Source organism: Streptomyces sp. NPDC022552, from assembly GCF_055561875.1.
In genome coordinates this window covers 307,945-329,567 of the sequence record NZ_JBVHGJ010000007.1, presented here as the reverse complement: position 1 = coordinate 329,567, position 21,623 = coordinate 307,945, and the positions used below count along the sequence as shown (strand labels likewise).

General features: G+C 70.8%; 23 protein-coding genes and 1 pseudogene. 14 read left to right on the top strand and 10 right to left on the bottom strand.

Features of this window, described 5'->3' with window-relative positions:
• Positions 1-110 precede the first annotated feature (110 nt).
• On the bottom strand, positions 111-968 hold the full coding sequence (locus ACZ3OF_RS21170) for a DUF3558 domain-containing protein (RefSeq protein ID WP_361671500.1): 858 nt from the start codon (positions 966-968) through the stop codon (positions 111-113).
• Positions 969-1,130: 162 nt separating this feature from the next.
• On the opposite strand from ACZ3OF_RS21170, the gene ACZ3OF_RS21165 reads away from it, so the two are divergent.
• Positions 1,131-2,324: an RtcB family protein gene (locus ACZ3OF_RS21165; protein ID WP_361671502.1), complete on the top strand. Its 1,194-nt coding sequence runs from the start codon at positions 1,131-1,133 to the stop codon at positions 2,322-2,324.
• Positions 2,325-2,406: 82 nt separating this feature from the next.
• On the opposite strand, the gene ACZ3OF_RS21160 is transcribed toward ACZ3OF_RS21165, so the two are convergent.
• Both ACZ3OF_RS21160 and ACZ3OF_RS21155 read right to left on the bottom strand, forming a co-directional pair.
• The gene (locus ACZ3OF_RS21160) at positions 2,407-3,171 is read right to left on the bottom strand and encodes an SDR family NAD(P)-dependent oxidoreductase (protein WP_361671504.1); all 765 of its coding nucleotides are present in this window, start codon (positions 3,169-3,171) and stop codon (positions 2,407-2,409) included.
• Between the two features lie 62 nt (positions 3,172-3,233).
• Entirely contained in the window at positions 3,234-3,569 is a 336-nt protein-coding gene (locus tag ACZ3OF_RS21155; RefSeq protein ID WP_361671506.1) for a YnfA family protein, read from the bottom strand.
• Between the two features lie 76 nt (positions 3,570-3,645).
• On the opposite strand from ACZ3OF_RS21155, the gene ACZ3OF_RS21150 reads away from it, so the two are divergent.
• On the top strand, positions 3,646-4,122 hold the full coding sequence (locus tag ACZ3OF_RS21150) for a hypothetical protein (protein ID WP_467306151.1): 477 nt from the start codon (positions 3,646-3,648) through the stop codon (positions 4,120-4,122).
• 11 nt (positions 4,123-4,133) lie between these two features.
• On the opposite strand, the gene ACZ3OF_RS21145 is transcribed toward ACZ3OF_RS21150, so the two are convergent.
• Positions 4,134-5,513 (bottom strand): FAD-dependent monooxygenase, encoded by a 1,380-nt coding sequence (locus ACZ3OF_RS21145; protein WP_467306149.1) that lies wholly within the window; start codon positions 5,511-5,513, stop codon positions 4,134-4,136.
• A 125-nt stretch (positions 5,514-5,638) separates the two neighbouring features.
• Between ACZ3OF_RS21145 and ACZ3OF_RS21140 the strand changes: the two genes are divergently transcribed.
• Positions 5,639-6,214, top strand: a complete 576-nt coding sequence (locus ACZ3OF_RS21140; protein WP_361671513.1) for a TetR/AcrR family transcriptional regulator — start codon at positions 5,639-5,641, stop codon at positions 6,212-6,214.
• 56 nt (positions 6,215-6,270) lie between these two features.
• Positions 6,271-6,465, top strand: a pseudogene (locus tag ACZ3OF_RS21135) (MarR family transcriptional regulator); the annotation flags it as partial.
• 12 nt (positions 6,466-6,477) lie between these two features.
• Here the strand turns inward: ACZ3OF_RS21135 and ACZ3OF_RS21130 are convergent.
• Complete coding sequence (locus ACZ3OF_RS21130; RefSeq protein ID WP_467306146.1) at positions 6,478-7,212, bottom strand: Mut7-C RNAse domain-containing protein; 735 nt, start codon at positions 7,210-7,212, stop codon at positions 6,478-6,480.
• A 295-nt stretch (positions 7,213-7,507) separates the two neighbouring features.
• On the opposite strand from ACZ3OF_RS21130, the gene ACZ3OF_RS21125 reads away from it, so the two are divergent.
• A complete protein-coding gene (locus ACZ3OF_RS21125) occupies positions 7,508-7,957 on the top strand; it encodes a GNAT family N-acetyltransferase (protein ID WP_467306144.1) in 450 nt (149 codons plus the stop codon).
• Here the strand turns inward: ACZ3OF_RS21125 and ACZ3OF_RS21120 are convergent.
• Both ACZ3OF_RS21120 and ACZ3OF_RS21115 read right to left on the bottom strand, forming a co-directional pair.
• On the bottom strand, positions 7,954-8,514 hold the full coding sequence (locus tag ACZ3OF_RS21120) for a GNAT family N-acetyltransferase (protein WP_361671521.1): 561 nt from the start codon (positions 8,512-8,514) through the stop codon (positions 7,954-7,956). The genes ACZ3OF_RS21125 and ACZ3OF_RS21120 overlap by 4 nt on opposite strands.
• 14 nt (positions 8,515-8,528) lie before the next feature.
• Positions 8,529-9,386: a DUF6597 domain-containing transcriptional factor gene (locus tag ACZ3OF_RS21115; protein WP_467306142.1), complete on the bottom strand. Its 858-nt coding sequence runs from the start codon at positions 9,384-9,386 to the stop codon at positions 8,529-8,531.
• 79 nt (positions 9,387-9,465) lie between these two features.
• Here ACZ3OF_RS21115 and ACZ3OF_RS21110 point away from each other — a divergent pair, with 79 nt between their 5' ends.
• Entirely contained in the window at positions 9,466-10,050 is a 585-nt protein-coding gene (locus ACZ3OF_RS21110) for a TIGR03086 family metal-binding protein (RefSeq protein ID WP_467306140.1), read from the top strand.
• Positions 10,051-10,077: 27 nt separating this feature from the next.
• Here ACZ3OF_RS21110 and ACZ3OF_RS21105 read toward each other — a convergent pair whose 3' ends face one another.
• Positions 10,078-10,323, bottom strand: coding sequence for a hypothetical protein (locus ACZ3OF_RS21105; protein WP_467306138.1), 246 nt, complete (start codon positions 10,321-10,323; stop codon positions 10,078-10,080).
• Positions 10,324-10,614: 291 nt separating this feature from the next.
• On the opposite strand from ACZ3OF_RS21105, the gene ACZ3OF_RS21100 reads away from it, so the two are divergent.
• Positions 10,615-11,451: a substrate-binding domain-containing protein gene (locus ACZ3OF_RS21100; protein ID WP_467306136.1), complete on the top strand. Its 837-nt coding sequence runs from the start codon at positions 10,615-10,617 to the stop codon at positions 11,449-11,451.
• A gap of 12 nt (positions 11,452-11,463) precedes the next feature.
• Here the strand turns inward: ACZ3OF_RS21100 and ACZ3OF_RS21095 are convergent, their stop codons facing one another.
• Complete coding sequence (locus tag ACZ3OF_RS21095) at positions 11,464-11,844, bottom strand: MerR family transcriptional regulator (protein WP_467306185.1); 381 nt, start codon at positions 11,842-11,844, stop codon at positions 11,464-11,466.
• A 95-nt stretch (positions 11,845-11,939) separates the two neighbouring features.
• Here ACZ3OF_RS21095 and ACZ3OF_RS21090 point away from each other — a divergent pair, with 95 nt between their 5' ends.
• Complete coding sequence (locus ACZ3OF_RS21090; protein WP_467306134.1) at positions 11,940-13,922, top strand: APC family permease; 1,983 nt, start codon at positions 11,940-11,942, stop codon at positions 13,920-13,922.
• Positions 13,923-13,940: 18 nt separating this feature from the next.
• On the opposite strand, the gene ACZ3OF_RS21085 is transcribed toward ACZ3OF_RS21090, so the two are convergent.
• Entirely contained in the window at positions 13,941-14,531 is a 591-nt protein-coding gene (locus ACZ3OF_RS21085) for a hypothetical protein (protein WP_361438199.1), read from the bottom strand.
• Positions 14,532-14,787: 256 nt separating this feature from the next.
• Between ACZ3OF_RS21085 and hemL the strand changes: the two genes are divergently transcribed.
• From hemL to resB, 6 genes are all read left to right on the top strand, one after another.
• A complete protein-coding gene (hemL, locus tag ACZ3OF_RS21080) occupies positions 14,788-16,095 on the top strand; it encodes a glutamate-1-semialdehyde 2,1-aminomutase (RefSeq protein ID WP_361671539.1) in 1,308 nt (435 codons plus the stop codon).
• Positions 16,092-16,793 carry a histidine phosphatase family protein gene (locus tag ACZ3OF_RS21075; RefSeq protein ID WP_361671541.1) on the top strand — a complete coding sequence of 234 codons (702 nt, stop codon included), beginning with the start codon at positions 16,092-16,094 and terminating at the stop codon, positions 16,791-16,793. Before hemL ends, ACZ3OF_RS21075 begins: the two co-directional genes overlap by 4 nt.
• A 230-nt stretch (positions 16,794-17,023) precedes the next feature.
• Positions 17,024-18,277: a polysaccharide deacetylase family protein gene (locus ACZ3OF_RS21070; RefSeq protein WP_467306130.1), complete on the top strand. Its 1,254-nt coding sequence runs from the start codon at positions 17,024-17,026 to the stop codon at positions 18,275-18,277.
• Between the two features lie 112 nt (positions 18,278-18,389).
• Positions 18,390-18,995: a TlpA family protein disulfide reductase gene (locus tag ACZ3OF_RS21065; RefSeq protein ID WP_361671546.1), complete on the top strand. Its 606-nt coding sequence runs from the start codon at positions 18,390-18,392 to the stop codon at positions 18,993-18,995.
• A gap of 4 nt (positions 18,996-18,999) precedes the next feature.
• A complete protein-coding gene (locus ACZ3OF_RS21060; RefSeq protein ID WP_361671548.1) occupies positions 19,000-19,737 on the top strand; it encodes a cytochrome c biogenesis CcdA family protein in 738 nt (245 codons plus the stop codon).
• A gap of 3 nt (positions 19,738-19,740) precedes the next feature.
• Positions 19,741-21,621 carry a cytochrome c biogenesis protein ResB gene (resB, locus tag ACZ3OF_RS21055; protein WP_361671550.1) on the top strand — a complete coding sequence of 627 codons (1,881 nt, stop codon included), beginning with the start codon at positions 19,741-19,743 and terminating at the stop codon, positions 21,619-21,621.
• The last annotated feature ends 2 nt before the right edge of the window (positions 21,622-21,623 follow it).

Sequence of the window (21,623 nt, the reverse complement as noted above, 5' to 3'; positions counted from 1 at the left end):
GTGACGGTCCGGCCGGCGGCCACGGTACGCCGACACGTTACGTGGTCCCGGCGCCCCCGCGGAGGGGTCGCCGAGCGGGCGCCCTGCGGTGGCCGAGCCGGTCGGGACGGCTACTCCTCCAGGCGCTCGGCGAGCAGACGGGCCAGGTTCAGGGCCTTTTCCTGCAGTTCCCTGCTGTCGGGGGCCTCCGCGGAGCCGGTCGTCTGCTCCACGTACTCGACCGTCACGACCACGTTGGATGTGCGGAACACCACGCTCACGGTGCGGTGCCGGCCGTTCGCCCCGCCGGCGCTGAGCGCGTCGTCGAGGAAGGCGATCTGACCGAGGCCCTGCAGGACGCGCGGCTCCAGACCGGTGGTCGGCGCGCCCGTGGGGGTCTGCGCCGGGGACTGGGTGGCGGAGGAGCCGGGCTGCGCGCTGCCGCTGCCGCTCGCGGTCGGGCTGCCGCTGGTGCTGCCGGTGTCGCCCGCGCTGCCGGAGGGGCTTGCGGGACTCTGGGGCGGGGGAGTCGGCTGAGGCGGCTGGGGAAGGTCCGCCGCGAGCTGCTTGCGGGAGAACACCTCCTGCGCGCGGTCGTCGTCGCTCACGGCGGGGTCGTACGACACGACCCGTTCGATGTCGAGCCGCAGCCGGTACATGGCATCCGGTGTGTCGGCCTTCCAGCTGCAGCCGACGCGGCGGTCGGTGTCGTACGTGACGGCGGCGGAACCGCGGTACACCGCGAGCCGCTCCTCGTCGGGGAGCTGGGCGGCGCCGGGCAGCAGATCCCTGAGCGTGTTCTGCGGGACGGCGCCGCAGGGTTCGAAGAGGGTGCGGTAGCGGCCCGGGGGAGCGGCGGGGGCGGCGGGGCCGGCCTTGGAGTCGACGGCGCCGGTTCCGGATCCGCCTCCGGAGGAGCATCCGGTGAGCCCCAGGACGAGCGCTGCGGAGAGCGCTGCCAGACCGGGTACGTACGCCTGTCGCTGCACGCTCCCAGGCTCCCTTCTCCCGAAAACTGTTTGCCGCCGGAGTCCGGCCGGTGGACACAATGTCTATCGCACACGCAGCCGTTGATGCCGGTCCGTTGTCACCTGTACGGGCCTTGGCTCCGGTTTTTGCGTTATCAGGCTTTTTGGGGGAATCGAGGAAGTATGTCGTATGTAGAGGTACCGGGTGCGAAGGTGCCCATCCGGATGTGGACCGATCCTTCCACGGTCGAGGGCGGCGCGATGCAGCAGCTCCAGAACGTGGCCACGCTGCCGTGGATCAAGGGCCTGGCCGTGATGCCGGACGTGCACTACGGCAAGGGCGCGACGGTCGGCTCGGTGATCGCGATGCACGGGGCGGTCTGTCCGGCGGCGGTGGGTGTGGACATCGGATGCGGGATGTCGGCGGTCAAGACGTCGCTGACGGCGAACGACCTGCCGGGGGACCTTTCGCGACTGCGGTCGAAGATCGAGCAGGCGATTCCGGTGGGGCGGGGGATGCACCGGGACATGGTGGATCCGTCGCGGCTGTACCAGTTCCCGACGGCGGGGTGGGACGACCTGTGGTCGCGGTTCGACGGGATCGCCGAATCGGTCAAATTCCGTCACGAACGGGCCGAAAAGCAGATGGGAACGCTAGGAAGCGGCAATCACTTCGTCGAGTTCTGTCTTGATGAGTCCGGTTCGGTATGGCTCATGCTGCACTCCGGCTCCAGGAACATCGGCAAGGAGCTTGCCGAGTACCACATCGGCGAGGCGCAGAAGCTGCCGCACAACCAGGGGCTCGTCGACCGTGACCTGGCGGTCTTCGTGTCGGACACACCGCAGATGGGGGCGTACCGGAACGATCTGTTCTGGGCGCAGGAGTACGCGAAGTACAACCGCGCGGTGATGATGGCGCTCTTCCAAGAGGTCGTCCGCCGGGAGTTCCGCAAGGCGAAGGTGTCGTTCGACCCCGTCATCTCCTGCCACCACAACTATGTGGCGGAGGAGCGGTACGACGGGATGGACCTGCTCGTGACCCGTAAGGGAGCGATCCGGGCCGGCTCCGGCGACTTCGGGATCATCCCGGGCTCGATGGGCACCGGTTCGTACATCGTGAAGGGGCTCGGCAACGAGGCGTCCTTCAACTCGGCGTCGCACGGCGCGGGTCGGAAGATGAGCCGGACCGCTGCGAAGCGGCGCTTCTCGACGCGGGACCTGGAGGAGCAGACGCGGGGCGTCGAGTGCCGTAAGGACTCCGGCGTCGTGGACGAGATCCCGGGCGCGTACAAGCCGATCGAGAAGGTCATCGATCAGCAGCGGGACCTGGTCGAGGTGGTCGCGAAGCTGAAGCAGGTCATCTGTGTGAAGGGCTGATGACCGCGGGGACCGAGGGCGGAGGGAAGGGGCCGGTGCCGAGCACCGGCCCTTTCTCCGTTCTCCGCCCGCGGCCCGTGGCTCAGAGCTCGCGGTGGATCTTGGTGTTGGAGGCCTGGGCTCGGGGGCGGACGACCAGGAGGTCGATGTTGACGTGCGGGGGGCGGGTGCATGCCCAGGTGATGGTGTCGGCCACGTCGTCGGCGGTGAGGGGTTCGGACACGCCCGCGTAGACCTTGGAGGCCTTTTCGGTGTCGCCGCGGAAGCGGGTGGTGGCGAACTCGTCGGTCTTGACCATGCCGGGGGCGATCTCGATGACGCGGACCGGGGTGCCGACGATCTCCAGGCGGAGGGTTTCGGCGAGGACGCGGGCGCCGTTCTTGGCGGCGACGTAGCCGGCGCCGCCTTCGTAGGTGGCGTGTCCGGCGGTGGAGGAGAGGACGACGACCGTGCCGTCGCCGCTCGCGGTGAGGGCGGGGAGCAGGGCCTGGGTGACGTTGAGGGTGCCGATGACGTTGACCTCGTACATCTGGCGCCATTCGTCGGGGTTGCCGGTGGCGACGGGGTCGGCGCCGAGGGCGCCTCCGGCGTTGTTGACGAGCACGGCGATGGTGCGGAAGGCGGTCGCGAAGGTCTGGACGGCGTCGCGGTCGGTGACGTCGAGGGCGTAGGCGGTGGCCTGGTGGCCGGCCTCGACGATTTCTGCGGACAGTGCTTCGATGCGGTCCTTGCGGCGGCCGGTGAGGACCACGCGGTATCCGGCGGCGGCGAGCTGCTTGGCGGTGGCCGCGCCGATTCCGCTGCTCGCTCCGGTGACGACGGCGATGGGGGTACCGGCGGCAGTCATGACGTGCTCCTCGCGCGTGTGGTCGATTGTGTCGATCGCGTGGTCAGGATAGGTCCGGGGTGTCAGCGGCCACGGGGCGCATACATGATCACGGCCATGCCGGCCAGGCAGATCAGGGCGCCGGTGATGTCCCAGCGGTCGGGGCGGTAGCCGTCGGCGACCATGCCCCAGGCGAGGGATCCGGCGACGAACACGCCGCCGTAGGCGGCGAGGATGCGGCCGAACTCGGCGTCGGGCTGGAGGGTGGCGACGAAGCCGTAGATGCCGAGGGCGGCGATGCCGGCGCCGATCCAGATCCAGCCGCGGTGTTCGCGGACGCCTTGCCAGACGAGCCAGGCGCCGCCGATCTCGAAGAGCGCGGCGACGGCGAAGAGGGCTGCGGACCGGGCGATGAGCATGGGGTCAGGGTGCCATGGGACACGCTGACTGATGGGTAGTCAGAATATATACGGTGTTATCGGTATCTTCTGGGGCATGAGTGCGATGCGCAAGGCCCTCCTCGGTGCGGCGCTGGCCGCCGCGGTGGTGGTCGGTACGGGCGAGGGCGCCCGTGCCGTCGGGTTCGAGGCCGAGGCCGATCTGGCCCATCACGGCCATCTGTCCCTGTGGGAAGGGCGGATGACCGTCCGGCTGGTGAGCGAGAACCACGGTCCGGCGGACGTGTCCCAGGCGACGGTGCGGCTGGGATTCTCCGAGCCGATGGCGGGTGGGCAGCTGCTTCCTCCGTCCTGTCTGTGGGGGAGCGACCGTGTCGTGGTCTGTCGTACGGGTGAGCTGCGCGCCGCCGGGGCGGTCGAGGAGCTGGTGCTCGATCTGCGGACGGCGGGCTCTCCGGACGAGGTGATGGCCGACATCGCGACGGTCTGGACCGACGGGGTCACCGACGGGAACGCCCTGAACGACCGGCATCACGTCCTGGTCCTGGCCACCGGCGACCCGTACGTCTTCTGATCGCACCGGCGTCAGAAGGTGTAGCCGTCGGGGCGGACGAGGAGCGTCGAGCGGCGGGTGGGGTCGGCCCAGGTCGCCCGTATGAGCCGGGCCGGGGTGGTGGGGGAGGCCGGCAGGGCGGGTGTGGTGCCCTCGGGGGCGATCAGGACGAACTCGCCCTCGCGCAGCAGTTCGTACAGCCTGCCTTCGCGCAGCTTCAGGTCGGGGACGCGCCGGGTGTCCCGGCCGTAGGCGATGCCGAGCCCGCTGATCATGCCGAGCGCCTTGGCGGAGGCGGCGGGTACGTGGCCGAGGAGCTGTGCGACGAGGCTGCGCAGGGCGCGCCGGATCGGGCCGCGGGCCATGGCCAGCCGGATGATGGCGCCGCTGCTGCGGAGTACCGAGGCGCCGACGGGGTGGCGCTCGGCGTGGTAGCTGTCGAGGAGGGCCTCGGGGTCGGGGGCGTCGCCGCGCAGGACCGCGGCGAGCTTCCAGGAGAGGTTGGCGGCGTCCTGGAGGCCGGTGTTCATGCCCTGGCCGCCGGCGGGGGAGTGGACGTGGGCGGCGTCTCCGGCGAGGAGGACGCGGCCCACGCGGTAGGCCGGGGCCTGGCGTTCGTCGCTGTGGAAGCGGGAGAGCCAGCGGGCGTCGTGCATGCCGTAGTCGGTGCCGAGTGCGCGGCGGGTGATGGCGCGGACCTCGTCGAGGTCGACGGGCTCGCTGTCGGGGACCTCGCGGTCGCGGTTCCAGCCCATGACGCGGTACCAGCCGTCCCCGAAGGGGGCGATGAAGGCGAAGGCGTCTCCCACTCCGTTGACGGTGAGGAGTCCTTCGGGCTTCTGGGCGAGCCTGACGTCGGCGAGGACGAGGGAGCGGATCACCGAGCCGCCGGGGAAGGGCAGGCCGAGTGCTGTCCGCACGGCGCTGCGCACGCCGTCGGTGCCGACGAGGTAGCGGGCGCGGACCGTGGTGGGGGTGCCGTCGGGGCCGGTGAGTTCGGCGGTGACGTGGTCGGTGTCCTGGCTCAGTCCGCGTAGTTCCGTGCCGTATCGGAAGTCCACACCTGTGGACAGTGCGCGCCGTTCGAGGATCCGCTCGACCTCGTACTGGGGCGTGATGAGGAGGTACGGGAAGCGGGTGCGGAGGCGGGTCAGGTCGAGGGAGAGGCGGCCGAAGAGCCGCATCCGGGTGATGGGGGTGCCGGTGGCGACCAGTTCGTCGGCGAGGCCGCGGGCGTCGAGCTGTTCCAGGGTGCGGGCGTGGACGGCGAAGGCCCGGGTCATGTTGCTGATGCCGTGCGGGCGGCGCTCGACGAGGGTGACCCGCAGGCCCGCGGCGGCGAGATCGCCGGCGAGCAGCATTCCGGTGGGGCCCGCGCCTGCGACGAGGACGTCCGCTTCCAGCTGGTTCATGGCTCACTCCTGACCGAGAGGTGGTGCCCACGACCGTTGGCCAACGGCTGTTGGTCAACGCTTGTTGGCAACGGTAGATCCGCTCCTGGTGGACTGTCAACACCTGTTGGCCTACAGTCGTTGGCATGACGACCGCCCGCCGCTCCGACGCCACCCGCGCCGCGATCCTCGAAGCCGCCCGCGAACGCTTCGCCTCCGACGGCTACGAGCGCGCGACCATCCGCGCCATCGCCCGCGACGCCGGAATCGATCCGTCGATGGTGATGCGCTACTACGGCAGCAAGGAGGGGCTGTTCACCGCGGCGTCCGACTTCGAGCTGGAGCTTCCCGAGCTGGCCGCCCTGCCGTCCCGGCACATCGGTGCGGTCCTGGTCACGCACTTCCTCGACCGCTGGGAGCGCGACGACGTGCTGACCGGGCTGCTGAGGGTCGGCGTCACGAACACCGCCGGCGCCGAACGCATGCAGGCGATCTTCGCCGAGCAGCTCGGTCCTATCACCCGCGGTGTCTGTCCCGACCCCGCCGAGGCGCCGCGCCGCGCCGCCCTCGTCGCCTCGCAGATCCTCGGCATGGCACTCGCCCGCTACGTGCTGCGGCTGCCGCCCGCCGTCGAGATGTCCCCGGACGAGATCGTCGCCTGGCTCGGACCGACCGTGCAGCGGTACCTCACGGCCCCGGAGCCCCAGGCCCCGGAGTCGTAGCTCCTGGGCCGGGGACCCAGGAGTCGTAGGCCTGAGGGCCGTAGACCCCGGAGTCGCACCCGACGGACGTGCAGTGCCTGAATCTGCTCTCCCTGGAGTCCGGCCCGGTGACCACCGGACGGGTCGCCGAGCTGACCGGGCTGACCACCCGCTCCGCGACACGTCTTGTCGACCGCCTGGAGCGCGCCGGCTATGTCACGCGCGAGCGGGACGCCGAGGACCGGCGGCGCGTCCTCGTCACCGTCGTGCCCGGCCCTTGGCGGTCAGCGCGCGGCCGCGCCGAACTCCCTTAGGGCGTCGGTCACGATCGCTTCCAGGCGGGCGTGGTGGGCGCCCCGCCAGTACACCCGCTCGCACTCCGTGCACCGCGCGAACACGTCGTACGTCTTCTCCGTGCCCTGCTCCAGCCGCTCGCGCACCGAGTCCTTGTCGGCGTCGGTCAGCTGCCCGTTGCAGGCGGTGCAGCGGGTCCATGGCATCAGGGGCGGCGCGAACCGCTCCAGTACGTCACGGAGCTGGTCGTCGGGCTGGTCGCTGTACACATAGGCCCCGGCCCACAGCTCCCGGCGGCGCAGCAGCCCACGGTCCCGGGAGAGCATCACGCGCCGCTCCTTCGCGGAGAGCGCCGCGAGCGCGGGGTCGCCGATGTCCTCGCTCTCGTAGGCCGCGTCGACCCCGAGGAGGCGCAACCGCCGCGCGAGCGTGCCCAGATGCACGTCGAGGAGGAACCGGAGCGGGGCACCGGGCACCGGCTGGGGCCGCTCGACCCCCTGGACCTCGACCGTCTCGCCCGCGGCGGGGATGTGGGACACCTCCACCGGGCGCCCGTCCACCAGCAGCCGGCCGGCCTCGGTCAGCGGCACGCCGAGCGACTCCACGACATGGCCGAGCGTCGAGGCGCCGTCGGTGGCCACGGCCGTGCGCCCCGAGCGCCGTTCCGCCGCGACGAAGAGGCGCAGGCCGGGGGCGAAGCTGATCTGGATCTCCGGTCCGTTCACGGGGACAGGATGTCACCGCGGCCCGCCGAGCGGCCAGGGAATTCGGCCCGGTGGCGCTTCTGCCGGACCGTCGCGCCCCGCGCCCTACGGGCGGAAGGCGTCCGCGTGCCCGGCGGCCCACTCGGCGAACGTCCGCGCCGGGTGCCCGGTTCTGGGCCCGCCAACCCTGACAAAACCCGGACGCCCGCCCCCCCAGGGGCCGAGGGCGGGACCGACGGGCTCGTCCGGCCCTGGCGATCACGTCGACCCCTACGGCCCGGACAGGGCGCTCCGGCTCCTGGGGTACGGTCCCGCCATGAAGATCGTCGACCTCGAGCCCGGTGACCAGCGCCTGGAAGCCGACCTGCTCCCCGTTCTGCGCGAACTCCGCCCGCACCTCACGCCGGAGCTCTTCCGCGACGTCCACCGCAACGGCCACCCCCAGGGGCTGCGCTTCAGCGCCGCGTACACCGAGGACGGTGTCTGTGTGGGCGCCGCCGGCTGGCGGATCGTCGACAACACCAGCTCGATCCGCAAGCTCTACGTCGACGACCTGGTCACCGCCGCCACCGCGCGCTCCACCGGTGTCGGTCACGCACTCCTGACGTACCTGGAGCAGCGCGCACGGGACACCGGCTGCCACGAGCTCAACCTCGACTCCGGCACCCACCGCACCGGAGCGCACCGCTTCTACCTGCGCGAGCGCCTCGACATCGTCGCCTTCCACTTCACCAAGGAACTCACCGCCGACAGCCCGGAGGGCTAGAGCGCCGCCAGGTCCAGGCGCCAGTGGTTGCAGCGCAACGGATGGCCGGGCGGGTACTCGAAGTCACGCGCGCCGAGCAGCTCGAAGCCCGCCTTGCGGCACACCGCGTTCGACGGTCCGTTGTCCGTCGAGGGGAAGGCGTGCAGGAAGTGGTGCGCGCGCTCGGCGCGCACCAGTTCGGCGACCGCGCGTGTGGCCGCGGTCGCGACGCCCCGCCCCTGGAAGCCGGGGAGGACCGTCCAGCCCGTCTCGTAGACCTGCTCCCCGTCCAAGGTCTGCTGCCAGAAGCCGATGCCGCCGACCGCGACCTCCTCGGGGAGCAGCACGATCCGGAACATCCGGCCCGCGCCCGTACGCCCGGTGCTCAGATCCACATAGCGCCGGTGGCGCTTGACCAGCGCCTCCTCGGTCTCGGGGCCGCCGAGATGCTCCATCAGCTCGGGTGCGTTCATGGCGCGCAGCAGCCCGAAGTCGCCCTCGGACCAGGGTTCCAGGCGCACGGGTGAGGCGGACGGGGAGGACGGATCGGGCGAGGGGGGTGGGGCGTCGGCGTCCATGCCCGCACTGTAGGTCAGGGGTCCGACACCTGGCGGGCGTACGCGGTGGGTGGCACCCCGACCGTCGCCGTGAAGTCCCGTACGAGATGGGCCTGATCGCTGTAGCCGAGCTCGGCCGCCAGTCCGGCCCAGTCCGGAGAGCTCCCGGCCTCCGTCGCCTCGGCGCGCTCCAGGGCCTCGTGGATGCGGTACCGCAGGATGACCCACTTCGGGCCGACGCCCACGTAGTTCGCGAAAAGCCGCTGGAGCGACCGGCTCGACAGCCCCGCGAGACCGGCCAGTTCGGAGACGCGTCGGATCGCCCGGTCCGTACGGACCTGATCCACCAGCGCCATGGCCTGCGCGGCCTGCGGATCGGGCGCTGGACCGTGGTCCAGCAGGAAGGCGTCGAGCGCCGCCACGCGCGCGTGCTCGGGCTCCGGGGTGAGTACGGCCTCCACGGAGGCGGCCCCGGCGTCCGCGAAGACCTCGTCGAGCGGGACGCGGCGGCCCGTCCACGCCGACACCGGCCACGTGGGGGCGAACGGCCGGAAGCCGCCCGGACGGAACTGCACGCCGCAGACCCGGCCGACGCCCGTGAGCTTCTTGGTGAAGAGTTCCAGCCCGATCCCGGCGACCTCGGCGAACGACGCGCCGCCCTGCCCCGTGTCGCTGGCGCCGGAGCCGTACCGCTGGAAGACGACGTTCACGGACGGATGCGGGACGACATGGCTCGCGTACGGATCGGGCAGGTCCCAGTCGATGAACCAGTAGTGCTCCAGGTACGGGCGCAGCTCCGGGGCCGGCTGGTGGCGGCGGAACCGGACGCGGGTGAGGAGTTCGGCCGCGTCGACGATCCCGCGGGTGTCGCGACGCGGACCGGAGGACGTCATGTCGTTCAGCCTAGGCGCCGACCTGGCGGTGTCGTGTTTCTTCAAGACTCCCGCGGGAAGGATCACTTAGCGTCACCACATGACGAACCGTACGGAACCCCTCAGCGGGCTGCTCGGCACCGCCGCCGCCCACGCCGCCCCCGTGGTGCGCGGTATCGCCGACGACAGTCTCGCCGCGCCCACGCCGTGCTCCGAGTACGACGTACGGGCACTGCTCAACCACCTCTTCCACGTCGTCGTGAACTTCCAGGCGCTGGCCGCCAAGGAGCCCGCCGACTTCTCCACGAACCCCGACTACCTGAACGACCCCGACTGGCGCGCCCGCTTCGAGGCCGAGACGGCGAAGCTCGTCGAGGCCTGGGCGGCGCCCGGTGCGGAGGAGGGGACCTCAGGGGGGATGGGGCTGCCGGCCCGCACCGTCGGGGCGATGGTCCTGCTCGACCTGACCGTGCACATCTGGGACCTCGCCCAGGCCACCGGCCGGTCCTTCGAGCCGGATCCAGCCGTCCTGGAGGCCCTGGCGGAACTGGTGGAGCAGATGGCTCCGACCGCCCGGAGGATGAACGTTTTCGGTGACGCGGTCGAGGCCCCGGAGGACGCCTCCGCCTTCGAGGCGCTCCTCGCGGCGACGGGACGGAACCCGCGCGACCGGGCGGCGGCCTGAGGCCGCGACGGCCTGAAGCCGCCGTGCCTACCGCAGGCGGCCCGGGGACCCGACCGAGAGACGCGAGACGACCTGGCCGAAGGCCTGCTCCTCGGCGGGGGTGAGCGTCACGCTCTCCTGGGGGTGCCAGACCCGGTCCAGCGGCGCGTCGGCCCGCGCGCGGCGTGCACGGGCGCGCAGGCCCAGCGCCGCCCACACCGCGGTGGAGACGGCGAGGAGTCCGACGAAAGTGATCACACGGGGGTCCGAGAACTGGCCGGGCAAGGACGACATGGCTGACTCCGGGGAGCGAAGGCCGCTACGGGGGCGCCCTGGCAGCGGGCGCGTGCGCACGGCGCTGACAATTCCTACTGCTTCCTCCCGACCTGTTCAGTTAACACCACCATGGGGGCCTTTCGGCAGGGGGCCCGGGACCGAAGTCCCGCCGTCCGCGGCCGGGGGTCCACCTCGTCGGACGTGGCCGTACGCACTCGTCGCGGGCGGGGGCAGGCCCTCTTGTGCGGGTCCGGGATGCGCTTCAAGGTGGCGGGGGAGGCAGGTTTCGGCCGGGGAGGGAGCAGCCGCATGTCGGACATGAAGGTGTGGGGGTTCACCGACGACAGGGGTACGGCGCTGGGGGCCGTGCGCGTGCCGGGGAGGGTCGTGGCCTACGTGCGGGCCGGGGCGGCCCTGCTCGATCTGGGGGTGACCCCCGTCGCGGTGTACGGCTCGGGGCATGACGGCGAGGGCCTCGATCCGGTCAAGGCGGGCGAGCTGGCGGCGGCCGGGGTGCCGTACCTGGGGCCGGGGCGGGTGCTGGACGAGGCGCGGCTGCGGAGCCTCGGCCCCGAGCTGGTCCTCGACGTCACGTACGACGGGAAGAGCGCCTACGCGCTGGACGAGGGCGTCGCCGAACGGCTCGGGGTGCCGCTGGCCGCGCTCTCCGTGGGCAACGAGCTGCCCCTGGCGGCGATCATGGGGCGCTTCCGTGAGCTGGCGGCAGCCGTCGGCGCGCCCGGCAGCGGGGTCGCCGATCCTGTCGCCCCCGCCGAGGCGGTCCTGCGCGAGGCCGCCGCCCGGGTGGAGGTGACCGTGCTCGCCCTCTCCGGCGCCGGTGCCGACCAGGTCCATCTGGCCCGGCCGCACGCCTGGCCCGAGCTGGCCCGGCTCCAGGAGCTGGGCGTGCGGGTGGTCGATCCCGGCCCCGGCCCCGGTGCGAACTGGCTCACGGCCGACTGGGAGCACGCGGCGGCGCTCCGCCCGGACCTCGTGCTCTACGACAGCCGTGCCAACGCCGTGGGGCCCGGGGCGTTCCCGCCCGTGGGCCACGCGCGGGTGGCGCCGTGGAACCCGGAGACGCCACCGAGCCCGGCGGCGTTCGCCCGCTTCTTCGAGGGCATCGTGGGGGCCCTCACGGCGTAGGCCGGGTCGTACTCAGCTCCCCTCGCCCAGCTTCGCCCTCAGGGAGTTCGCGAACTCCTCCACGCGCGTCAGCTGGGAGCGCAGTTCGTCGACGCGTGCGGTGGCCGCCTGCTCGTAGCGGCGTACCCGGGCGACCAGGGCCGACCGTTCGGCGGGGGAGAGTTTCGGGTCCGCGAGCCGGTCCGTCGCGGTGAGGAGGTCGCGGGTCTCGTCGAGCGTGAACCCCAGCGGCTTCATCCGGCGGATCACCATCAGCCGGTCGACGTCGGCGTCCGTGTAGAGCGGGAAGCCGCCCTGGGACGACGCGGAGGGGACGACGAGACCGCTGTCCTCGTACTGGCGGATGGTCCGCAGGGACATCTCCGTCCGGGCGGCGACCTCGCCGATCTGCATGGGTTCGCCGGCGATGCGCACTCTGGTCACGGTGCCCCGTCCTTCCCGCGCGGCTTCCGCGCACTACATAGGCAATTGTCCTAACTTCAGCACTTATGAGAGCTGGAAGTGCGGCGAAACGCCTGCTGGTGGGGCGCCCTTTGGACAGCGGCCGGCTCGGCGAGACCCTGCTGCCCAAGCGGCTCGCCCTGCCGATCTTCTGCAGCGACCCGCTCTCCTCAGTCGCGTACGCCACCGAGGAGATCCTGCTCATCCTCGCGCTCGGCGGCCTCGCCGTGCTCCATCTGGCCTGGTACGCCGCGATCGCGATCGTCATCCTGCTGGTGGTCGTCGTCGCCTCCTACCGGCAGACCTGCCACGCCTATCCGGGTGGAGGCGGGGCGTACGTCGTCTCCGCCGAGAACCTGGGCCAGACCGCCGCGCTCATCGCCGCCAGCGCGCTGCTCATCGACTACGTGATGACCGTCGCCGTCTCGATCGTCTCGGGCGTCGCGGCCCTCACCTCGGCCGCGCCCGCGCTCGACGGGTACGCGGTGGGTCTCTCGGTCACGTGCGTGGTGGTCCTGGCCTGGCTCAATCTGCGCGGTGTCCGTGAGTCGGGGCGCTACTTCGCCATCCCGACGTACGCCTTCATCGCCACCATCTATCTGATGTTCGCCGTCGCGGCCGTGCGGATGGCGACCGGGACCACGATCCGCGCCGAGTCGGCCGACCTGCCGATCCACGCCGTCTCCAGCTACACCGGCCTCGCGCTCGTGCTGCTCGCCATGCGGGCCTTCGCCTCCGGCTGTACGGCGCTGACCGGCGTCGAGGCCATCAGCAACGGCGTCCCCGCCTTCGAGAAGCCCAAGAGCCGCAACGCCGCCACGACCCTCGCGATCATGGGCGCTCTCGCCGTCACCATGTTCTTCGGGATCACCACCCTGGCCATGGTCTACGAGGTGCACGTCGCCGAGGACCCGACCGAACTCGGGCTCGCCCCCGGCACCCCCATGCCGACCGCGCTCGCCCAGATCGGCCGCGCCACCTTCGGCAGCTGGCACTTCCTCTTCTATCTGCTCCAGGCCGTCACCGCGGCCGTCCTGATCATGGCCGCCAACACCGCCTTCAACGGCTTCCCCATGCTCGCCTCCGTCCTCGGCCGCGACCGCTACGCGCCGCGCCAGCTCTTCCACCGCGGCGACCGGCTCGTCTACTCCAACGGCATCGTCCTGCTCTCCCTGGCCGCCATCGCCCTGATCGTCGCCTTCGACGCCAACCTCACCCGGCTCATCCAGCTCTACATCCTGGGCGTCTTCGTCTCCTTCACCCTGTCCCAGGCCGGCATGGTCAAGCACTGGCGGCGAGAACTCGCCACCCCGGCGGGCTCCGGGGAGCGTGGCGCCATCCTGCGCCGTATGGCCATCAACGCCTTCGGCGCCTGTCTGACGGCGGTCGTCCTCGTCATCGTGCTGATCACCAAGTTCACGCACGGCGCCTGGATCGTCGTCATCGCCATGCCCGTGCTCTTCGCCGGGATGAAGGGCGTGCGCCGGCACTACGAGACCGTGGCCGCCGAGGTCGCGGTCGAGCCCGGCGCCCGCCCCCGCACGCTCGCCGAGAACCACGTCATGGTCCTCGTGTCCTCGGTGAACGCGCCGAGCCTGCGGGCCCTGTCGTACGCGCAGACGCTGCGCCCCGCCTCACTGACCGCGGTCACCGTCGCGGAGGACCCGGCGGAGGCGGAGGTGATGCGGGCCACCTGGGACGCCCACGGCATCGACGTACCCCTGCGGGTGCTGAGCTCTCCGTACCGCTCCGTCGTCCAGCCGATCCTGCGGCACGTCCGGGAGGCGCCCGAGCGGACCGAGGACTCGGTGGTGTCGGTGGTCATCCCCGAGTACGTGGTGGGGCACTGGTGGGAGCAGCCCCTGCACAACCAGAGTGCGCTGCGGCTCAAGGCGCGGCTGCTGTTCATGAAGAACGTCGTCGTCATCGACGTTCCGTACCGGCTCGCCTCCGCCCGCGAGCTGGCCGCCGAGCGCGCGAGGGCGGCTGCCGCTGCCGGCGAGCCGCAGACCCGCGGGCCGGAGGAGTGACCCCCGCGGAAGCGGCCCCTACGGCCAGACCAGGCAGTACGGCTGGTGTCCCGCCTCGTGCAGACGGTGGGAGAAGTCCTGCCACTCGTGGAGCAGCTGGTAGACGTTGAACGCGTCGCGCGGGCCACCGCGGTCCGGAACCGTGGACCAGATGAAGGCCGCCGCGCCGACCGACTCCTCGCCGATGCCGCGCAGCGGGTCGACCACGGTCATGGGCAGCTTCACCACGGCGTAGTCGGGGTGGAGGACCACCAGTTCCAGCGGGGGCACCTTGTGCAGGGGCATGCCCTGGATGCCCGTGAGGACCATCGCGGCTATCGTCTCGGGCTTGATCTTGCTGAACATGCCACCCATGCCGAGCTCGTCGCCGCCCAGCTCCTCAGGGCGCATCGAGATCGGGACGCGTGCCGCCGTCGCGCCGTCGGGCGCGCCGAAGTACTTGTAGGTCACCCCCAACCGGCCGCCGCCCCCCGTCGTGGGTTCCGAGGACCCCGTGGGTCCTGTTGATTGCGTGGGTTCTTCCGTACGCCGTCGCCGGTGCTTCCCCCGCCGGGCAGGCTCGGGACCCAGGTCGTCGGTCCCCTCGCCCAGTCCGCCACCGCGATGCATATCTCCACCCGACTGCTTTTTAGGCAACACGACCCCCGCCGCGCAACCCGATCATCGTGACAGTGACCTCCCCCACGCTCTCGCGGTGAAACACCTGTCCGCAAGAACGTCCGGCCCTCTGACACCATGGATTCCGTGAGCCATCCCTATGACGCCCCAGTTTCGCAGACGCGGAGGATCGACGCCCCGGCGTAATTTGCGGGGTGCTCACGCCCTCCTTCCGTACTCGCAGCCGTACTCGCAGGTCAGGACCACAGTGCCGTATTCATACGAAGCCCCAGTCTCACAGACGCTTTTCGACCGCGCGTCCCTCGTGACGCCCGGCGGCGTGAACTCACCGGTACGCGCCTTCCGGGCCGTGGGCGGAACGCCCCGGTTCATGGTGTCCGGTACCGGCCCGTACCTCACCGATGCGGACGGACGGGAGTATGTCGACCTCGTCTGCTCGTGGGGGCCGATGATTCTCGGCCATGCCCACCCCGAGGTTGTCGCCGCCGTCCAGGCCGCCGTCGCCCGTGGCACCTCGTTCGGTACGCCCGGGGAGGGTGAGGTCGCCCTCGCCGAGGAGATCGTCGCCCGGATCGAGCCCGTCGAGCAGGTTCGGCTGGTTTCCTCCGGTACGGAAGCCACGATGTCCGCGATCCGGCTCGCCCGGGGCTTCACCGGCCGGGCGAAGGTCGTGAAGTTCGCCGGCTGCTACCACGGGCACGTGGACGCGCTGCTGGCCGCCGCCGGCTCCGGCGTGGCCACCCTCGGCCTGCCCGACACGCCCGGCGTGACCGGCGCTCAGGCGGGGGACACCATCGTCCTGCCGTACAACGACCTGGAGGCCGTCCGGGCCGCGTTCGCCGCGCACCCGGGCGAGATCGCCTGTGTGATCACCGAGGCCTCGCCGGGCAACATGGGCGTCGTCCCGCCGCTGGACGGCTTCAACGCGGGCCTGAAGCAGCTCTGCTCCGACAACGGTGCGCTGTACATCTCCGACGAGGTCATGACCGGCTTCCGGACCTCCCGCGCCGGCTGGTACGGCGTCGACGGGGTGAAGCCGGACCTGATGACCTTCGGCAAGGTCATGGGCGGCGGCTTCCCGGCAGCGGCCTTCGGCGGCCGCGCCGACGTCATGGGGCACCTCGCCCCGGCCGGCCCGGTCTACCAGGCGGGCACCCTCTCCGGTAACCCGATCGCCACCGCCGCCGGCCTCGCGCAGCTGCGCCTGCTCGACGACGCCGCGTACGCCACGGTCGACGCCGTGTCGAAGCAGATCCAGGAGCTCGTCACCGGCGCGCTCACCAAGGAGGGTGTCGCGCACCGGCTGCAGACCGCCTCCAACATGTTCTCCGTCTTCTTCACGGCCGACGAGGTCCGGAACTACGACGAAGCGAAGACGCAGGAGGCGTTCCGCTTCAACGCCTTCTTCCACTCGATGCTCGCCGACGGGGTCTACCTGCCGCCGTCCGCCTTCGAGTCCTGGTTCGTCTCCACGGCCCACGACGAGCGCGCCGTCGAGCGGATCGCCGCCGCGCTGCCCGCCGCCGCCCGCGCCGCCGCGGAGGCCACCGCATGAGCGCCCCCGGGAACGAGAGGGGCAACGGCGACATCACCGTCGTCCACCTGGTGCGCCACGGCGAGGTGGAGAACCCCGACGGGATCCTCTACGGCCGCCGCGCCGGCTACCACCTCTCCGAGCTGGGCCGGCAGATGGCCGACCGCGTCGCCGAGCACCTGGCCGACCGGGACATCACGTACGCCGTGTCGTCCCCGCTGGAGCGTGCGCAGGAGACGGCGCAGCCGGTCGCCAAGAGCCACGGCCTGGACCTGGCCACGGACGAGCGGCTGATCGAGGCGGGGAACGTCTTCGAGGGCAAGACCTTCGGTGTCGGCGACGGCGCGCTGCGCAAGCCGGGCAACTGGAAGCACCTCACCAACCCGTTCAGGCCGTCCTGGGGCGAGCCGTACGTCGAGCAGGTCGTACGGATGATGGGCGCGCTCGACGCGGCGAAGGACGCGGCACGGGGTCACGAGGCGGTCTGCGTCAGCCACCAGCTGCCGATCTGGATCGTGCGGAGCTTCGTGGAGAAGCGCCGGCTGTGGCACGACCCGCGGCGGCGTCAGTGCACGCTGGCCTCGCTGACCTCGTTCACGTACCAGGGCGACCGGATCGTCTCGGTCGGTTACAGCGAGCCGGCGCGTGACCTCGTTCCCGCGCATCTGCTCGCGGGCGCGAAGCCGGTCAAGGGGAAGTCGAAGGCCTTCGGGGCGTAGCGCTCCGAAGGGCCCGGCCTCGCGGCCCCGCCTGCGGCGCCCGGCGCAGCGAAGCCTGTTCGAGATTCGTACGTCTGGGTACACCCTCAGGGCGATCGGATGACGTGAAGTCATCTGGTCGCCCTGAAATTATTGTGCTAATTCCCGGAACCTACCCGTTCCTCCCGGCATCTCACTCATTGTCGGTTTGGATGACCGTCCGGTCATACGTAAGTGCGAATGGGGACGTCATGCGCGGGATCACTCGAAGGGGACTTCTCGGGGCGGGTGTTGGCGCCGCCGCCGCGATCGGGATCGCAGGATGCAGCGACAATGGGTCCGGCAAATCGGGCAATTCGGGAGCGGGTAAGGGTGGTGACGCCTCGGGATCCCCGAGTGCGCCCGCGCCCACCAAGGAAGAAGGCCGCCTCATCGGTGACGGTTCCACGTCCGACACCGGAAAGCAGCCCCACCAGCCCGACGCCCCCGTCCCGCTCGAACCGGGGCAGACCCCGCCCCAGTTCGTGATCTTCTCCTGGGACGGCGCCGGCGAGGTCGGCAACGGGCTCTTCCCGCGCTTCCTCGAACTCGCGAAGAACCACGACGCGGCGATGACCTTCTTCCTCTCCGGGATCTACCTCCTGCCCGAGTCGAAGAAGGACCTCTACCGCCCGCCGAACAACCGCGTCGGCGCCTCCGACATCGGCTACCTCACCGACGACCACATCAAGGACACGCTCAAGAACGTCCGTCAGGCCTGGCTCGACGGGCATGAGATCGGCACGCACTTCAACGGTCACTTCTGCGCCGGCTCCGGCTCGGTCGGCAACTGGACCCCGGCCCAGTGGCAGAGCGAGGTCGACCAGGCCGTGAAGTTCGTCACCGAGTGGAAGACCAACAGCGGCTGGACCGACCTCGACCCGCTGCCCTTCGACTACCGCAAGGAGCTGATAGGCGGCCGGACCCCCTGCCTCCTCGGCCAGGACAACCTGCTGCCCACCGCGAAGCGCCTCGGCTGGCGCTACGACGCCAGCTCGCCCGGCGGCCGCCAGATGTGGCCCGTCGAGCGCCAGGGGATCTGGGACCTCCCGCTGCAGGCCGTGCCGTTCCCCGGCCACTCCTTCGAGGTCCTCTCCATGGACTACAACATCCTCGCCAACCAGTCGAAGAACACCACCAAGGGCATGCCCTCGCGCTACCCGGGCTGGCGCAAGCAGGCCACCGAGGCGTACCTCAACGGGTTCGAGCGCGCGTACGAGTCCAACCGGGCGCCGTTCTTCATCGGCAACCACTTCGAGCAGTGGAACGGCGGCATCTACATGGACGCCGTCGAGGAGTCCCTCAAGGCCATGGCGGGCAAGAAGGACGTCCGGCTGGTCTCGTTCCGGCAGTTCGTGGACTGGCTGGACGTGCAGGACCCCGAGATCCTCGCCAAGCTCCGTACGCTCGAGGTCGGACAGTCCCCGGCGGGCGGCTGGAACACCTTCCTCAAGGCCGGCGCGTAGCGATCGGGGTCGCTTAGCCCTCGTACGTCCCTTAAGCCCCCTTGACAAGGGGCTTTACGGGCAGTCAGGGGGGCGCCCAAGATCCCCCAAACGCCCATGCGAAACTTTTCACATGAGCCTTAGCCGTGCCCCTCGACGCACCCTGCTCGCCGTCGGAACCCTGTCGGCCGCCCTCGCTCTGTCGGCCTGCAGCTCGGACTCCAACGGCAAGTCGGGCGGCGGCGGTGGAACCAACTTCGTGACCAACACGGGGGGTGTCTCCACGGTCGCCAAGGGCGAGCGCGAGGCGACGAACGCGATCGCGGGCGAGACGCTGGAGGGCGGGAAGCTCGACCTCGCCGACCTCAAGGGCAAGGTCGTCGTGTTGAACGTCTGGGGCTCCTGGTGCCCGCCCTGCCGCGCCGAGGCCCCGAACTTCACCAAGGTCGCGAACGACCTCAAGGGCAAGGGCGCGGAGTTCGTCGGGATCAACACCCGCGACTTCAACAAGCAGCCCGCGCTCGCCTTCGAAGAGGAGTACGAGGTCCCGTACCCGAGCCTCTACGACCCGCACGGCAAGCTGATCCTCAACGGCTTCCCCAAGGGCACGCTCAACCCGCAGGCCATTCCCTCCACCGTCGTCCTCGACAAGGACGGGAAGATCGCCGCCCGCTCCCTCATGGCCCTCGACGAGAAGAAGCTCCGCTCGATGATCGAGCCGCTTCTCGCGGAGAAGTGATCCGGTGAACGAGACGGTCTTCAGCGGGGCACTCCTCCTCGCCCTGCCCATCGCCGTCCTCGGCGGCCTGGTCTCCTTCTTCTCCCCGTGCGTCCTGCCGCTCGTGCCCGGCTACCTGAGCTACGTGACCGGCGTCACCGGCACCGACCTCGCCCAGGCCAAGCGCGGTCGGATGGCGGGCGGGGCCGCGCTGTTCGTGCTGGGCTTCACGGTGGTGTTCGTCTCGGGAGGCGCCCTCTTCGGCGGCTTCGGCAGCGCCCTGCAGACCCACCGCGAGATCATCTCCAAGGTGCTCGGAGCCCTGACGATCGTGCTCGGCGCCTTCTTCATGGGTGCGATGCCCTGGCTCACCCGACGCGAGTTCCGCTTCCACAAGCGCCCCGTGACGGGACTGCTCGGCGCCCCCATGCTGGGCGTGCTGTTCGGCCTCGGCTGGGTCCCCTGCATCGGCCCGACCCTCGCCGCCGTCCTCGCGCTCGCCTCCAACGAGGCCAGCGCCGGCCGCGGCGCCGTACTCACCGTCGCCTACTGTCTGGGCCTCGGCCTGCCCTTCGTCCTCACCGCGATCGCCTTCCGACGGGCGCTCGGCGCCTTCGGCTGGGTGAAGCGGCATTATGTCTGGGTCATGCGCATCGGCGGCATCATGCTGATCGCAACCGGCCTGCTGCTCGTCACCGGAGCCTGGGATCGCATCGTGTCCGAGATGCAGGTCTGGACTGCCGGCTTCACCCCGGGGATCTGACCCATGACCCACACCAGCCCGAGCGGAACCAGCGCGACCGACAGCCGTACCGATCCGAGCGACAGCCGTACGGACGCGAGCGAGGCCGAGGAGCGCGCGGACCTCAGCGCCGCCGGCTCGCAGCTCTCCACCGCACCCCGCGAGGAGAGCGCCATCGGCGGCCCCACGCTCGGGGTCGTCGGCTGGATCCGCTGGTTCTGGCGCCAGCTCACCTCCATGCGGGTGGCGCTGATCCTGCTCTTCCTGCTCTCCCTCGGCGCGATCCCCGGCTCGCTCATCCCGCAGAGCAGCGCGGACGAGCTGAAGGTGCAGACCTTCCAGAAGGCCCACCCGACGCTCACGCCGATCTACGAGAAGCTCCAGCTCTTCGACGTCTACAGCTCGGTGTGGTTCTCCGCGATCTACATACTGCTGTTCGTCTCCCTCATCGGCTGCATCGTGCCCCGCAGCTGGCAGTTCGTCGGCCAGCTCCGCGGCCTGCCGCCCGCCGCGCCCGGCCGCCTCACCCGTCTGCCCGCGTACACGACGTGGCGTACGGAGGCCGAGCCCGAGCAGGTCCGCGAGGCCGCGCTCGCCCTGCTCAAGGGCCGCCGGTTCCGCGCGCACACCGTCAAGGACGCCGTCTCCGCCGAGAAGGGCTACCTCCGCGAGGCGGGGAACCTGGCCTTCCACATCGCCCTGATCGTGATGCTGGTCGCCTTCGCCTGGGGGCAGCTCTTCAAGTCCGAGGGCGGCAAGCTGATCATCGAGGGTGACGGCTTCTCCAACACCCTCACGCAGTACGACGACTTCAAGTCCGGCTCGCTCTACAGCACGGACGACCTCGCCCCGTTCGGCTTCCAGCTGGACAGCTTCACCGGTACGTACGAGAAGAGCGGCCCGCAGCGCGGCACCCCGCGCACCTTCGAGGCCGCCGTCACGTACTCCGAGGCGGGCGGCAAGGACAAGAAGGCGGTCATCCGGGTCAACGAGCCGCTGAAGGTCGGCGGCTCCAAGGTCTATCTGATCGCCCACGGGTACGCACCCGTCGTCACCGTCAAGGACGGCCGCGGCAAGGTCGTCTTCCACGGCTCCGTCCCCCTGCTGCCGTTCGACAACAACATCACGTCCACCGGCGCGATCAAGGTGATGGACGGCTACCGCGACAAGAACGGCAAGAAGGAGCAGCTGGGCTTCCAGGCCTTCTTCGTGCCGACCTTCGCGGGCGCCGGCAAGGGGAACATGTTCTCGCAGTTCCCCGCGCTCGACTTCCCCGTCATGGCGCTCACCGGCTACCACGGCGACCTGCGCGTCGACTCCGGGCTGCCGCAGAACGTGTACCAGCTCGACACGTCCAAGATGAAGCAGTTCAAGGTCCACGCCGGTACGGGTGTCGCCCAGCGGATGCTGCCCGGCGAGACCATGACCCTGCCCGACGGTGCCGGCTCGATCACCTTCGAGAAGGACATCAAGGAGTGGGCGAGCTTCCAGATCTCCCAGCAGCCGGGCAACGGCCTCGCCCTCGCGGGCGCGATCGCGGCGATCGCGGGCCTCACCGGCTCGCTCTTCATCCAGCGGCGCCGGGTCTGGGTGCGGGCCGTACGGGGGAAGGACGGCGTCACCGTCGTCGAGATGGCGGGTCTCGGCCGGAGCGAGTCCGCCAAGCTCCCCGAGGAACTGGCCGAACTCGCGGCCACGCTCCACGCCCAGGCGCCGACCGCGCGGGAAGCGGAAGCGGAAGCGGAGTCCGCGACCCCGGAGTCCGCAGAACCGGCGGACGCCGCGGACGCGCCGTCCACAGACGCGCCGTCCGGAGCCGCGCGATCCGCGACCGCGGACCCCGCAGACGCAGAACCCGCAGCAGCAGAACCTGCCGAAGCTGAAGCCGAAGGGGCTGAGAAGTGAAT